The organism is Martinezella lusitana (genome assembly GCF_900094565.1).
Classification (GTDB): domain Bacteria; phylum Pseudomonadota; class Alphaproteobacteria; order Rhizobiales; family Rhizobiaceae; genus Rhizobium; species Rhizobium lusitanum.
In genome coordinates this window covers 73,752-86,495 of the sequence record NZ_FMAF01000010.1, presented here as the reverse complement: position 1 = coordinate 86,495, position 12,744 = coordinate 73,752, and the positions used below count along the sequence as shown (strand labels likewise).

General features: G+C 56.2%; 16 protein-coding genes. 6 read left to right on the top strand and 10 right to left on the bottom strand.

Annotation, left to right across the window (positions count from 1 at the left end):
* Window positions 1–26 precede the first annotated feature (26 nt).
* On the bottom strand, window positions 27–323 hold the full coding sequence (locus GA0061101_RS20615) for a helix-turn-helix domain-containing protein (RefSeq protein WP_245297519.1): 297 nt from the start codon (window positions 321–323) through the stop codon (window positions 27–29).
* A gap of 776 nt (window positions 324–1,099) precedes the next feature.
* Complete coding sequence (locus GA0061101_RS20610; protein ID WP_092574698.1) at window positions 1,100–1,507, bottom strand: winged helix-turn-helix transcriptional regulator; 408 nt, start codon at window positions 1,505–1,507, stop codon at window positions 1,100–1,102.
* A 148-nt stretch (window positions 1,508–1,655) separates the two neighbouring features.
* Here GA0061101_RS20610 and GA0061101_RS20605 point away from each other — a divergent pair, with 148 nt between their 5' ends.
* Window positions 1,656–2,615, top strand: coding sequence for a zinc-binding dehydrogenase (locus GA0061101_RS20605; protein WP_092574696.1), 960 nt, complete (start codon window positions 1,656–1,658; stop codon window positions 2,613–2,615).
* A 92-nt stretch (window positions 2,616–2,707) separates the two neighbouring features.
* Here GA0061101_RS20605 and GA0061101_RS41100 read toward each other — a convergent pair whose 3' ends face one another.
* Window positions 2,708–3,148 (bottom strand): hypothetical protein, encoded by a 441-nt coding sequence (locus tag GA0061101_RS41100; protein ID WP_167669578.1) that lies wholly within the window; start codon window positions 3,146–3,148, stop codon window positions 2,708–2,710.
* Between the two features lie 141 nt (window positions 3,149–3,289).
* Between GA0061101_RS41100 and GA0061101_RS20595 the strand changes: the two genes are divergently transcribed.
* Window positions 3,290–3,553, top strand: a complete 264-nt coding sequence (locus tag GA0061101_RS20595; protein WP_092574691.1) for a DUF6894 family protein — start codon at window positions 3,290–3,292, stop codon at window positions 3,551–3,553.
* A 488-nt stretch (window positions 3,554–4,041) separates the two neighbouring features.
* Entirely contained in the window at window positions 4,042–5,340 is a 1,299-nt protein-coding gene (locus GA0061101_RS20590; RefSeq protein ID WP_092574688.1) for an NRAMP family divalent metal transporter, read from the top strand.
* A 207-nt stretch (window positions 5,341–5,547) separates the two neighbouring features.
* Here the strand turns inward: GA0061101_RS20590 and GA0061101_RS20585 are convergent, their stop codons facing one another.
* Complete coding sequence (locus GA0061101_RS20585; RefSeq protein ID WP_092574687.1) at window positions 5,548–5,958, bottom strand: hypothetical protein; 411 nt, start codon at window positions 5,956–5,958, stop codon at window positions 5,548–5,550.
* 399 nt (window positions 5,959–6,357) lie between these two features.
* Window positions 6,358–7,206 (bottom strand): 5-formyltetrahydrofolate cyclo-ligase, encoded by an 849-nt coding sequence (locus tag GA0061101_RS20580; RefSeq protein ID WP_342587924.1) that lies wholly within the window; start codon window positions 7,204–7,206, stop codon window positions 6,358–6,360.
* On the opposite strand from GA0061101_RS20580, the gene GA0061101_RS20575 reads away from it, so the two are divergent.
* Together GA0061101_RS20575 and GA0061101_RS20570 are read left to right on the top strand one after the other, a co-directional pair.
* Window positions 7,151–8,056, top strand: a complete 906-nt coding sequence (locus tag GA0061101_RS20575; protein ID WP_092574685.1) for a LysR family transcriptional regulator — start codon at window positions 7,151–7,153, stop codon at window positions 8,054–8,056. The genes GA0061101_RS20580 and GA0061101_RS20575 overlap by 56 nt on opposite strands.
* Window positions 8,057–8,108: 52 nt before the next feature.
* Window positions 8,109–9,230, top strand: a complete 1,122-nt coding sequence (locus GA0061101_RS20570; RefSeq protein ID WP_092574684.1) for an HPP family protein — start codon at window positions 8,109–8,111, stop codon at window positions 9,228–9,230.
* A gap of 52 nt (window positions 9,231–9,282) precedes the next feature.
* Here GA0061101_RS20570 and metB read toward each other — a convergent pair whose 3' ends face one another.
* Window positions 9,283–10,440: a cystathionine gamma-synthase gene (gene metB / locus GA0061101_RS20565; protein ID WP_245297518.1), complete on the bottom strand. Its 1,158-nt coding sequence runs from the start codon at window positions 10,438–10,440 to the stop codon at window positions 9,283–9,285.
* 225 nt (window positions 10,441–10,665) lie between these two features.
* Here metB and GA0061101_RS40190 point away from each other — a divergent pair, with 225 nt between their 5' ends.
* Window positions 10,666–10,941 (top strand): DUF6522 family protein, encoded by a 276-nt coding sequence (locus tag GA0061101_RS40190; protein ID WP_037199815.1) that lies wholly within the window; start codon window positions 10,666–10,668, stop codon window positions 10,939–10,941.
* Window positions 10,942–11,016: 75 nt separating this feature from the next.
* On the opposite strand, the gene GA0061101_RS20555 is transcribed toward GA0061101_RS40190, so the two are convergent.
* From GA0061101_RS20555 to GA0061101_RS20540, 4 genes are all read right to left on the bottom strand, one after another.
* On the bottom strand, window positions 11,017–11,364 hold the full coding sequence (locus GA0061101_RS20555) for a DUF488 domain-containing protein (RefSeq protein WP_037199816.1): 348 nt from the start codon (window positions 11,362–11,364) through the stop codon (window positions 11,017–11,019).
* A 110-nt stretch (window positions 11,365–11,474) separates the two neighbouring features.
* A complete protein-coding gene (locus GA0061101_RS20550) occupies window positions 11,475–11,744 on the bottom strand; it encodes a hypothetical protein (protein ID WP_037199817.1) in 270 nt (89 codons plus the stop codon).
* A 74-nt stretch (window positions 11,745–11,818) separates the two neighbouring features.
* Window positions 11,819–12,241, bottom strand: coding sequence for a MarR family winged helix-turn-helix transcriptional regulator (locus GA0061101_RS20545; RefSeq protein ID WP_092574832.1), 423 nt, complete (start codon window positions 12,239–12,241; stop codon window positions 11,819–11,821).
* A gap of 42 nt (window positions 12,242–12,283) precedes the next feature.
* Complete coding sequence (locus GA0061101_RS20540; RefSeq protein WP_037199818.1) at window positions 12,284–12,742, bottom strand: MarR family winged helix-turn-helix transcriptional regulator; 459 nt, start codon at window positions 12,740–12,742, stop codon at window positions 12,284–12,286.
* Window positions 12,743–12,744: the final 2 nt, after the last annotated feature.

The following is a 12,744-nucleotide window of genomic DNA, read 5'->3' as shown; positions in this document are numbered from 1 at the left end:
GGCTCTGCGGCTTGCATTCGCGTCCTTTAACGTATGAACCGAAGTTCCGTCGGCGTTTTTCCCCGATAGCGCTTCATGGTGGTTGCCAGGTGGCTTTGATCGGAAAAACCCGCCAAATAGGCGATTTCGGAAAGCGGAAGTCGGCCTTCGACAAGCAGCTTTTCCGCAAAATCCAGGCGCAGATTAATGACATACCGATGCGGCGGCATGGCAAACGTCTTGGCAAACCGCACGATGAAATGGTTCGGCGAAATGCCGGCGACCGCCGCGAGCTCCGCAACAAGTATCTTTTGCGAAAAATTTCGCTGGAGATGCTCTTGCACGCGTTGAGCGCTTCTCGCAGAGAGGCCTCCCTTGACCAATGGAGGCTGCTTCATGCGACTCGCATAGGAACGAGGCAGATGCATGTTGGATAACGTATCAACCAATAAGGATGAATATCACTCAAAATTTCCGCCGCAATGCACTCGAATGAGCAGCCTAACCGGCATAACCACTTTTCGCGGACTTGCATTTTGAGGATTTAAACCGACCATATGTTGATTGGCCCGCTCTCGAACCTCAATTGCCTGGTTCATTCTGCACCGCTCCGCCCGGACGAACTCTGCAGGGCTAACGCTAGGCTCAATTCAACGTACGATTGAATTCAGCCTGACCCCGACCTGCTCATCTAAGGTTACACATATATCTGCGCGTGGCATTAATTAATAATACAATTCCCCGCATTTTAATGCGGCGGGCTGCGGATATGGTAAAAAAAGCGATTGGCGACGAGCGCCGATCGCTAAAAGGCAGAAGAACGGGAAACAGCTTCAGACTGTATATTTCACAATCCCTTATTCGCCTCGACGTTGACGGGCCCTCGGCGAGATTCGCCTGCAGCCCGGCTTCGCCGCACGGTATCCGTCAGCCTCGACAATTCTCAGCAATCACCTATGGGCAGCGATCTCGAAGTTCTCGAACGCGAAGTTTGCAAAGGAGTTCTTCAAGATCTCCTCGCCGGCGACGGTACGACCAAGCGCTTCCATCGCCGGCAAGGTCTTGACAGTGTCAACTAGCCCGATATCGGAGGGATGGTTGCCTGGCCACACTCATCGCGCTACCCATTCGCCCCATCGTGATGGTCAAAAATCGCTCTCGCAGCGGTGATGCGCTGCTCATTGTGCTGCGCCCAGACAACGATATGGCGCAGCGGCTCAACGAGTGAGTGGCCCAGTGGCGTTAGCTCATATTCTACCTTTGGCGGCGTCGTTGGATAAGTCCTGCGGGAAACCACGCCGCTGCGCTGCAATCCTCGTAGCGTCAGAGTGAGCATTCGGTGCGAGATGCCGTGGATTGCTCGCAGAAGTGCGTTAAAACGCACTGGTCCTGCAACCAAGGCACCAACGACCAAGATCGTCCACTTGTCGCCCAGTCGTTGAAGGATTTGCGCGTGAGCCAGACAGCTCTGCTGACCGTGCGGGCCAAGTTCGGCAAGTTCGTTCAACCCAATCCCTTTATCCGTCATTCGAAGCTCCAAGCGCGGTCATCGATGTTCCCTATGAACATAACTGTCCATTCTTGCAGGCTCTGTAAAGCACGTTACGTTTCTGACGAACGTTTCGTCCGCAAGAGATCCGACGACTTTTAACGCTCGTCGCACATGGAGGCAGCCTATGAGAGCAGTTGTGGTCAAAAATTTCGGTGGTCCTGAAGGACTATCGATTATTAGCTGTCCTGATCCAATGCCAGCCGAAGGACAGGTCGTGATCGCCGTGGAGGCTGTCGGCGTTGGCTCAGTCGATAAAATGATTCGTAGCGGTGCGCTGGCCGCCTTCGGATTCAGGGAAGGATTTATTCCGGGGAGCGAGGTGGCAGGAAAAATATCTGCGGCCGGCGTTGGCGTTGATGTTTCATGGATAGGAAAGCGCGTGTGGGCATTCACCGGGTCTGGTGGTGGCTACGCAGAGAAGGTGAGGATGCCAGTCGAGGACATTGTCATACTGCCGTCTAATCTGTCGCCAGTGGATTCGGTAACGCTCGGAAGCTCTGGGATCGTGGCACACTTTGCCATTCGTCACGCCCATTTCGTTCCAGGAGAGTCGTTACTTGTGCGTGGAGCAGCTGGAGGCATTGGCGTCATGGCGGTCCAACTCGCTGTTCGCGCTGGCGCCGGTATCATTGCCGTCACCGCCTCTTCGCCCGAACGGGGCGACTGCCTGCGCAAACTTGGAGCCAGCATCGTCCTTGATCGAACTGGCGATGGCCGGGGCTCGCCATCGGGGTATGACGTGATCATAGACATCGTTGGCGGGCCGGAACTCGCATCCTACTTTAGCCGGCTCAATTCCAACGGTCGCATGGTGGCAGTTGGTGCCATCGCCGGTTTTCCTCCAGCGGATTTTGCTGCGGGGATGTATGCAGCTTTCCAGAAATCACTTTCATTTGCCACCTTTAGCGCACATACGGTTGAGCCGGCAGCTCGACGTGCAGTTGTGGCGGAGTTATTCGCTGCGGCAAGTCGGAAAGAACTGAAAGCTGTCGTGGCCGAGGTATTCGCCTTGGACCAGGTCATTCCTGCACATCGCAAGATGGAGACGGGAGATGTATTCGGTAGGTTAGCCCTCATTCCATAACCATCCGTCCGTCATTCGATTATTGTGGAGATAAGGGGAACCAAATCGTCGTCCGGCTGTTGGTCAGGGCGAGACTAAAAGAGGTCTCGCAACTAAGCTAGAGGAGAAACACCATGACCAATAATAGAGGCGGCTCCCACGAACAGCACGTCAAGGCGGGCGAACAGAGCCACAAGAATACCGATACGAAACAGGCTTCGTCGCAAAAGGACCAGCAGTCCGGCGGCGAACGCGGCGGCTCTCATGAACAGCATGTGAAGGCTGGGCAACAGAGCCATAAGAATTCTTAAGGAATTCGGAAGAAGCCCGCATCGGCGGGCTTCTTCTCCAAGATGGCCCGTGCCGCTCAGGGGAAAGAAGGCAAGGACGGCCTTCTTCATCATCGGGATCAAACCTAAGGTCACGTTCAACGTCTGGAGCGAGACTTCGAGCTCCTTGGAAAGGCGGCAGGCAGCAACAAATGCGAAGCGATCCAGCGGATCATCGTCGAAGCCGACTAGATGATGGAAGATACCCCGCTCGATGCCGGTCATTTCTCGTCAGCGCAAGCCATCGAGCCTTAGGAGATCGCCCGCTATGGCACACTTATCGAGTGGGTTAAGCAACTTGGACGTAAAGATGCAATGCCTCATATTGTTTGCGTGCGTTGCTGCCACACCTCTTTGGATCAGGAAATGACGGTATTTTACTTTTTGACGCGAGACAGCGAAAGCGCCTGGGAGGACGAGAATGGTCTGGACTTTCCAGATCTGCTGGCCGCTGTTGATGAGGCAAAGAAGATACTCGCGGAAATGGCTGCGGACGGAATTCCAAGAAAAGACGGGGAACGGCTCGTCGTTGAAATCGCTGGGCCGGACAGGATCCCGGTGGTGCAGTTGGCATTGACCATGACGATTTCGTACGTTGCCGTAGAAATGCCGAAGGCTAGAGGTCAATAGCGGCACCCATCTCGAGGAATATTCAAGCGGCCCGTTTTCAGAAAAGGCTCGGTCGCCCTGAGCCATTGCCGTCTTGGATTGCTGGAGGATTGGCCTCGCGCTCGCGCTCCTCCTCCGCTCATTGCCAATGTTCGAGACGACAACCGTCGGGCCGCCAGCCCTTCTTCCTAGATTCTGTGAGCGCGCTTGCGGCACTTGCCCTCGTTCTTGTGTTCATTGTCGGCCATTGAAGTTTCTTCTTTTCTGAAGGCGGGCTATCTGATGATCCGCCTCCTCTCGAACACGCAAATTGAGACGCGAGCCGAACGTTCTTCCGAGGATTAATAGTGTGAACGCGAACGCAGGGACGGAGCGACCACAGGAACCAAGGTCTTGAGCTCATATCGTTTTTCGTCTCCTTCTTGTTTGGAACAAACAGGCGGCAAGCGCGATTCATTAGAACTGTGGCCGGCGCAAGCGCGCCGTGTCGGCGTTTGCTGGGAGACTCCATGAGCGACTACGATTTGGACGACAGGAGTGTTCTTGTCGAATCTTCAAAACCACGAATCTTGGAAATCCTCGGCCCCGGGTTGGTCACCGGTGCGTCGGACGATGACCCGAGCGGGATAGCGACCTATTCGCAGGCCGGAGCACAGTTCGGCTATGCGGCCAGCTGGACCTTGATATTCACGTATCCGCTGATGGTGGCCATACAGATGATCAGCGCGCGCATCGGAAGGACCACGGGTCGCGGGCTGGCAGGCAGCATGGCGAAATGCTATCCGGGCTGGGTCGGCGTCGCCGTAACAGTTCCCCTTCTGATCGCCAATATCATCAATCTCGGCGCAGATCTTGGCGCAATGGGAGATGCGGCGCATTTGCTTATCAATGGCTACGCGCTCCTCTATGTCGCCGCTTTCGGCATCATATGTATCCTTCTGCAGGTCTTTCTCAAATACAAGCGCTATGTCGCTGTCTTGAAGTGGTTGAGTCTGGCATTGCTTTCCTACATCGCAACGCTGTTTGTCGTGCATGTGGATTGGTCGAGCTTCGCACGCGGGCTCGTATTGCCGACATTCAAGATGGATCCGAGTTATTGGTCGATGATCGTCGCCATCTTCGGGACGACCATCAGTCCTTATCTCTTTTTCTGGCAGGCCTCTCAGGAAGCGGAGGATCTGAAGGAAAAGTCCCGTGAGGAGGCGCTGATCGAGCACCCGCAGGAGGCCAAGAAAGCGAATACACGAATTACTCTGGATACGTTGATCGGCATGGCCGCATCCAATGTCGTCGCGCTCGCTATCATCACGACGACCGCCGCCACGCTCAACAAGGCGGGTACGACCAACATCGAGAGTTCCGTCGATGCCGCGAAAGCCATCGAGCCGCTAGCCGGGCAATTCGCCAAGATTATCTTCGCAACAGGCATTATTGGAACAGGGCTGTTGGCCGTGCCGGTTCTCGCCGGTTCGGCGGCATATGCTGTCGGCGAGGCGGCGCGCTGGAAAGTGGGGCTGTCACGGGAGCCGAGCGAGGCGAAGGCCTTCTACACGACCATCGGGCTGGCGACCGTGGTTGGGCTGCTGTTGAACTTCACGCCGATCTCGCCGATGAAGGCCCTGTTCTGGAGTGCGGTGATCAACGGTGTGGTCGCCGTCCCCGTCATGGTGATCCTGATGCTGATCGCCTCCAATCCAAAAGTCATGAAGCAGTTTGTTGTCAAAGGCGTTTTGAAAAAATTTGGTTGGGCTTCGTGCCTCGCCATGCTCGCTGCAGTGATTGGTATGGCGGTCACCGCATTTCTCTAGGGTGCCGCAATTTTCTTATCCATCAGCTTCGCTGTGCTGGTCAGTTTGATAGCGGCTTTTGGCGCGAGAGACTACCGTAGTGGAAACGTTCATTTGATGTACGGCACGGCTGGCGAAAGCCGGACTACGTTGCACTTGGTGGAGAGGCTAGCGGTCTCGTTTTCATCCAAGGCGTGCTTTTTGCGCGGCTCTCGAACGTCAGGGGGGTTAGTGGGTATGCGGTGTCAACTGCAGATAGGTGGCAAGACTGAGGATCGATAGTCCGACAATGGGACTGGAAAAGCTTTTGCTGATGCCCGCAAGCCCCAAGCCAAGTAGGACAATTGCGGCTCCCAGCAATAATCCCTGGTCGGCAATGGAGAGGCCAAGCGCGGACAGGCTGACGGCTGCGGCCACCATCGTCATCGGCATCTCGTTTTGAAGGATGTCGTTCCGGCCGGAAAACGTGAGCAGAAACCTATTCCAGCTCAAGCCAAGCGCGACGCTCAAAAGCAATGAAGGCAAAATTTGCAACATGAATATGGTCTCTTCAGGCGGCCTTCCGATGAAGACGCAATTCATATGCCAAAGCAGAAAGACCACGTCCCAAGAGATAAACGGGCGGCCGGCGGTGGCCATTGCCTATTTTAAGAGCGATTGCCGCTCTGCTTCGCACTCTCGCGAAAGCCTATGACTTAAACCCTTGCGAGAAACAACAGCATGGAAATTGACGACAGCATGACTGGTGCCGGATCGGTTGCCTTTGAAGACCAAAGGCATGAGAGACCAATGCCGAAGCCAAAAACGACCCTACCGCTTATTGGACCATAGTAAAGGAAGCCGAAACCAGTTGCCGCGACGGCTACACTGGATGCAACGCTCGTCTTGAACGATAGTAGTAGTCGTGTTTGAGCCTTCGGGTCGAAGACCCGAATAAAGGCATTCCAGCTCCAAGCGATTGAGAGAACCAGCAACAGCTCGTTTACCAGATTGGCCGGCATGAATAGAGCCCTTGTGGAAAAGGTATTGCGCAGGAGTTCATCGACAGTACGCTCCGACCTGGGTGATGATCACATCCATCGGAATATCGTGAGCAAGGGGGTGAATGGTTTCGATTCTTTGCGATTCAAAGCCGACGCCGATGATCAGAGGCTTGCGGTCGAGGGCGGCGAGGGTTCTATCGAAAAATCCACCTCCGTAACCAAGCCGGAATGAGCGTGCATCGAAGCCGACGAGCGGTGCTATGACGACGTCTGGAACGGCTTCTTTGCCTTCTGCCGGCACCGGGATGTTCCATACCCCGCGTTCAAGCCGCTCATCCATTTTCCATGATCGGAAGAGCAGGGGCTTTGCTTTGGCGATGACCACAGGCAGCAGGCAATCCGCGCCGCGGGCCGTCAAGGCCGCCATCCATCCTCGAAGATCCGGCTCTCCCAGGAATGGCCAGAACAGGCTGACATGCTTGCCAGCGACATCCGTGACGATCTGATCGAGATAGGCCGCGATTAAGCGCGCATAGTCTTTGCGTTGTGCGAGCGACAAGGCCTTTCGCTCGTCGATCAGCCTTTGCCGTTGCACCTTTCGCCATGCGAAAATATCCGGGACCCGGTCCTCGCTGGACGAGATACCGCTATAAGCCGGGTCGACTTCCTGCAGCATGCAGGCGGGTGACGCGTATTCGTGGGCTATTTCGTCCGTTTGATCTGATTTTGCCATCCGCTCCTTAACGCTCCCATTCCATGGCTCGATGTCGAAACATGCTTGAGCTGCGACAATGATTTTTATATAGGGAATGATAGAGCAACTTAATTCCTGAATCGAGATCTTTCCGTTGGACCTTTCATCGATAGAGATATTCCTCGCCGTCGCCAGTGAGCGAAGCGTCACCAGGGCCGCGAAAGCTCTCGGGCGCGTGCCATCGAATGTGACGACGCGGACCCAGCAGTTGGAGGACTATCTTGGCGTCTTGCTCTTCAGCCGCGACGGCAAGAAGATGACGCTGACGAAAGAAGGCGAGACGTTTCTGATTTATGCCAATCGGCTTGCCGCGCTTGCACTTGAAGCACGTCAGGCGGTCAGGCCCTTGCGCCCATCGGGCACATTGCGTTTGGGAACGATGGAAAGTACAGCGGCAAGCCGATTGCCCGCGGCACTTAGCCAATTCAATCAGATGTGGCCGGATATATCGCTCCAACTAACCCTTGGCGCGTCCCGTGATCTTGCCCGAGATGTTCTGCTAGATGTTTTAGACTGCGCGCTGATCGCCTGGCCACCCAAGGCGATGCTGGATGAAGATGCAGGTCTTGATGCTGAACTCGAACAGCTTGAGGCCGAGCCGGTGTTTGTCGAGGATCTATTGCTTGTATTGCCATCCGGTCATCCATCGATCCGATCGGCCGCCGACTTGCGGGTCCGATCAATTGCGGCTTTGGAACCCGGATGCACCTATCGAAGGATCGCCGAAGGTTGGGCACGCAAGTCGAGCGCTTTGCAAACCACCGAGCTTGGCTCCTATCATGCGATCCTGGCTAGTGTGGCGACCGGCAATGCGGCCGGCGTGATGCCAAAGTCGGTTCTTGATCTCATGCATTGGCCAATGCCGTCGCCGACGCATCAACTCGCGACCGTCGATACGGTCCTCATCTATCGTAAAAACGATCGCCCGAGCGCGTTCAATGCGTTTCATGAAGTCCTTGGCACCGCCAAGGGCAGGGGGCCGCGGCTGATGATGACCTAGGCGAGGTTCTACCCATCATTGACGAATTGCCCTTCCCAAAACTGGTTTCACCATGCAGCATTCAGATTCCCAGAAGGCGGGATCCAGCCGGTTCCGCTTGTTTGCCCCGATCCTTGCCGGCGCAACCTTACGCGAGCGATTGATCGCTTGTCTTGGCGCCCTGATCGGCATCGGCCTTACCGGCGTCATCAGCGGCTATCTTTTCGGGCAGGGGCCACAACTTCCGCTCATCGTTGCGCCAATGGGTGCGTCCGCGGTGCTGCTTTTTGCGGTGCCTGCAAGTCCGCTTGCTCAACCGTGGTCGATCATTGGCGGCAATACCATTTCCGCCATGATGGGTATTATCGCAGCCTACCTCATTCATGATCCGATCATCGCGATCGGCGTCGGCGTCTCGCTTGCGATCGGTGCGATGTCGTTCACCCGGTGCCTGCATCCGCCAGGCGGTGCCGCCGCCTTGACAGCCGTCCTCGGTGGCCCGGTCGTTGCAGGCTGGGGGTTCCTGTTTCCATTTGTGCCGGTTGCCTTGAACTCTTGCATACTCGTTGGCCTCGGGCTGCTGTTCCACAAGCTCTCCAGACGCAATTATCCCCATGTCGTCGCAAAGCCCGCGAAGAATACCCATCAGACGCGCGATGTGCCGCCGCCTTTGCGCGTAGGTTTTCAGGAGGAAGACCTCGACTCGGCGTTGGAAGTGCTTGACGAGACCTTCGATATCGACCGGGCAGATCTCAGCCGGTTGTTGCGGCAGGTCGAACAGCAGGCGGCGGTGCGATCGCATGGAGACATTCGCTGCGCCGACGTCATGTCGCGCGATGTCATCGGCATCGACTGGGATGCCGAGCCGGATCATGCACGGCGACTTCTGCTGAAGCATAATGTCCGCACGCTGCCGGTGAAGGACCGAGAGGGCCGGTTGCTTGGAACGGTCGGTTTGCGCGAGCTGTCGGAAAGCAATGGCACCATCGCGCAGGCGCTCTCGCGGCCCGCCATCGCCGATGCCGGGGATCCAGCTTTGTCGCTGTTGCCTGTTCTGACGGATGGGCGCACGCACGCCGTGATCGTCGTGGATGCCGACCGGCAAATCCTCGGTCTGATATCACAAACGGACCTGTTGAGTGCCATGGCGCGGCTTCTGCCAAACAAGAACGCCGCGTCCGTCAGTGTTGCTTGAAATAGGCGTGAAGCGTTCGAGGCGGCTTCCCCGAGCGCATGTGACTGGCCGACTACTCGATGTTCGCCAGGCTGAAGGCGAGATCCGACAACAGGTCCTCTTCTGCCTCCAGACCCACTGATACTCTTAGCAAGCCTTCCTTTATGCCGGCGGCGTGGCGAGCCTCGGCACCCATGCCGGCATGGGTCATGCTTGCTGGATGCGCAACGAGACTTTCAACGCCACCCAGGGATTCGGCAAGGGTGAAGATCCTCAGCCCCGCCACGAAACTGCGGACCGCCTCAAGCCCCCCTTTCAGTTCGAAACTCAACATGGCTCCGAAACCGGATTGCTGTCGTGCCGCAAGTTCGTGGCCGGGATCGGATATCAGACCAGGATAATGGACCACACCGACCCGCGGGTGCTGCGAGAGAAAGCGAGCGGCGACCATGGCTGTCGTCTGCTGTCGTTCGATCCGGGCAAAAAGGCTCCGAATGCCGCGCAGAGTGAGATAGGCATCGAATGGCGATCCCGTGACACCGATCATATTTGCCCAGGCCTTCAATTCTTCCACGTCATTCGAGTTTGCCGCGACGACGGCGCCACCAACGACATCGGAATGGCCGTTCAGATACTTCGTCGTCGAATGGATGACGAAGTCGGCGCCAAGGGTGATCGGGCGCTGCAGTGCAGGCGATAAGAAGGTATTGTCGACCACAAGGCGTGCCTGCACGGCTTTTGTCCGCTGGGCAATGACATTGATGTCGACGATGCGCATAAGCGGGTTGCTCGGCGTTTCAACAAAGACGAGCGTCGCGCCGCGGCTCAAGGCTGAGACCAGGGCTTCCTGGTTGCCTTGATCGACGAACTCGACGTCAAAATGCCCCTTGTCTTGCAAGGCGGCCAATAGTCGATAGGTCCCACCGTAACAGTCATGCGGCGCAATCACTCGATCACCAGGCTTCAGGAGCCCGAGGACAAGATTGACGGCGGCCATCCCGGATGAGGTCACCACGGTTCCGGCGCCACCTTCGAGCTTTGCCAGTGTATCGGCCAGCAGATCGCGGGTCGGATTGGACGTTCTGGAATATTCATAGGCCTGCGCTTGCTCGAACTGCCGGAAGGCGAAGTTGCTTGAGAGGTAAAGGGGCGGGGTGACGGCACCATAGGCGATGTCGTCGGCGATCCCGTTTGCGGCCGCAATCGTTCTGAAGTCCTTGTTGATCGACACCAATGAATTGCCTTTCACGAATTGGAGCTGGTGCTTGCGGCGTTGCGCGTCACCGGTAGATTGATGGGTCGCAAGCAAGCGCAGGAGGTATTGCTGGCCGTCAGACGCCGTCGAACATTGCTCCCTTGTCGCAACTATAATTTCTATTTTAAGAATGACAATGATTGATCATTCTCTAATATCGCTGAATAACGTTTTCACGTCCGAGGGAAAAGAGGGTCAACGATGTTTGTCGAGCGTGCGCAAAATGGAGACTTTATCGTAGACTCCTCGGAGATTGCCGATCGGTTCGGTCTATCACTGAGCGACTTTCGCGGCCATATGCAGCGAGGCTCGATTACGTCCTCAGTAGAGGTGGGCACAGCGGACAATGAAGGCACGAGGCGCCTGTCCCTGCGATTTGGCAATAGACTATGGCGCGTCGTTCTAGACGATGAGAATCAGATCCGCCACGAGGAGATGACTTTCCTTCGCAGCAGTGCGCGACCGTCCTCATCTTGATGCGGGCGCGGCTTTGGTCGTCACCGTCCAGACATTCTGTTCAAGCACGTCGTCGCGGACGAACACCATCTCGACTCACTGCCTGGTGATGAAATCCATCAGCACGATGGCGTGGTTGTGCTCAACATCTTTCGCTCCGTAAAGAAGCGTCGCCGTCGATTGGCCGATCTTCTCCCTGAGTTCGTCCACCGTCTTGGAGTTCCTCTCGAGCTCCTCCAGGTAGCGACGACGGAATTCGTTCCATTTGTTCGGATCGTGCTCAAACCAGCGCCGCAGCTCAGCGCTGGGGGCGATGTCCTTTAGCCAGAAGTCGATATGAGCGTCGTTTTTGCTGACGCCGCGGGGCCATAACCGGTCAACAAGGATCCGGATACCGTCACCTTCGACTGCAGGCTCATAGATTCGTTTGATGTGCACAGTCATGTTTCAATCTAGCGTCTCCCGAATTTCCATCAACGTTCTCGGTTCTTGCTTCACTCAAACGACTGGATCGATCCGTTAGTCGCGACCGAGCGCGCCGCCTGTCCATGCGGCTATGGATCCCGGTTGAAATCGCGGTCAACCGTATGCATCCAATGGCGCATGTGATCGAGCAGAAGCGCAACGTCGTATCGCCATTCCAAAGCGAGAAGCGTGAGGTCCATGGGACCGGATTGCAGCCTCCTATTGAGTGTTCTTTTGAGTTCGGCGAGTTCGTCGGCGGTTGGCGAATGCTGCGGCGGGTGCTTCCGTTTGCCACTCCGCGATAGACGCTCGGCGAACAGTTCTAAATCGGTCTTCGTTTCGACGATCGTCTCTGCCATTAAACCATCCTCCTGATTCGACAATATATCGCATTACGATATATTTCAATATCCAGATGGAATCGCCGCCGTCTCTAAGAGATTTTCGCCTGCAGGCGCTGAAGGATCCCGATCAGTTCAGGTGCCATTTCCCGGATTTCCTTCAGGTGGACAGCGCTGAGCCGCAGTAGGGCCGCGTCGGCCTTCGCGGTCAACGTCAATGTCTGCCGGCGCTTGTCCTGCGGATCTAAGTGCCGGGTCACCAAATCGGCAGCACTCAGTCGCCCAACGAGCTCTGTTGCCGTGTGTGGCGCGATCAGCAGACGGTTCGCCAGCAATCCGATGGTCATGGCGGCATCGACGGGATGCCCCTTGATCGCGAGCAGAGCCTGATGCTGCTGACTCGGAAGCCCTTCTTCCTGGGCGGCCGATGTGCTGAAATCCATAAATCTCCGTAGCGTGTAGCGCAGATTGGCAAGCGCTTCATAATCGCTACCACTCAAAGTTTCTTTCGTCATCGTCACGATCTCAGTATTTGCGTCGACCCTAGCCACCCAGATCTATGCCATCCAGGCGATTTTCTCCAGTTTGCGCCGATCCTGGAGGATGCGAAGTGCCTGCATCAGCTCCGGAGCCATCTCCCTGATCTCATGAAGATGCGCACCACTGAGCTTTGCCAGAATGCCGTCGGCCTTGTCCATCAGTCTCACGATCTGACGCCGGCCATCATCCTTGCTTGACAGACGCTCAATGTAGCCCGCATCGGAGAGCCTGTTCACGAGCTCCGTTGCCGAATGCGGCGCAATTAGCAATCGTTCGGCGAGCATGCCGATGGTCATCTCCTTTTCGGGTGGCAACCCTTTAATTGCAAGCAGTGCTTGATGTTGCTGTGGCGTCATGCCGAGGTTCGAAACTTCCGCATTGCTGAACTCGGTAAATCTTCGCAGCGCGTACCGCAGATCGGCAAGGGCCTCATAATCCCCCGGCGAAAGGGCATCCTCATGTGTTTTTGTGGTCATGT

Bases quoted from the DNA above. Each gene is read 5' to 3' on its own strand.
- GA0061101_RS20605 (WP_092574696.1), top strand. From the start codon at position 1,656: ATGAGAGCAGTTGTGGTCAAAAATTTCGGTGGTCCTGAAGGACTATCG.
- GA0061101_RS20610 (WP_092574698.1), bottom strand. From the start codon at position 1,507: ATGACGGATAAAGGGATTGGGTTGAACGAACTTGCCGAACTTGGCCCG.
- GA0061101_RS20585 (WP_092574687.1), bottom strand. From the start codon at position 5,958: ATGGCCACCGCCGGCCGCCCGTTTATCTCTTGGGACGTGGTCTTTCTG.
- GA0061101_RS41100 (WP_167669578.1), bottom strand. From the start codon at position 3,148: ATGACCGGCATCGAGCGGGGTATCTTCCATCATCTAGTCGGCTTCGAC.
- GA0061101_RS20540 (WP_037199818.1), bottom strand. From the start codon at position 12,742: ATGACCACAAAAACACATGAGGATGCCCTTTCGCCGGGGGATTATGAG.
- GA0061101_RS20545 (WP_092574832.1), bottom strand. From the start codon at position 12,241: ATGACGAAAGAAACTTTGAGTGGTAGCGATTATGAAGCGCTTGCCAAT.
- GA0061101_RS20555 (WP_037199816.1), bottom strand. From the start codon at position 11,364: ATGACTGTGCACATCAAACGAATCTATGAGCCTGCAGTCGAAGGTGAC.
- GA0061101_RS40190 (WP_037199815.1), top strand. From the start codon at position 10,666: ATGTTTGTCGAGCGTGCGCAAAATGGAGACTTTATCGTAGACTCCTCG.
- GA0061101_RS20590 (WP_092574688.1), top strand. From the start codon at position 4,042: ATGAGCGACTACGATTTGGACGACAGGAGTGTTCTTGTCGAATCTTCA.
- GA0061101_RS20570 (WP_092574684.1), top strand. From the start codon at position 8,109: ATGCAGCATTCAGATTCCCAGAAGGCGGGATCCAGCCGGTTCCGCTTG.
- GA0061101_RS20550 (WP_037199817.1), bottom strand. From the start codon at position 11,744: ATGGCAGAGACGATCGTCGAAACGAAGACCGATTTAGAACTGTTCGCC.
- GA0061101_RS20595 (WP_092574691.1), top strand. From the start codon at position 3,290: ATGACGGTATTTTACTTTTTGACGCGAGACAGCGAAAGCGCCTGGGAG.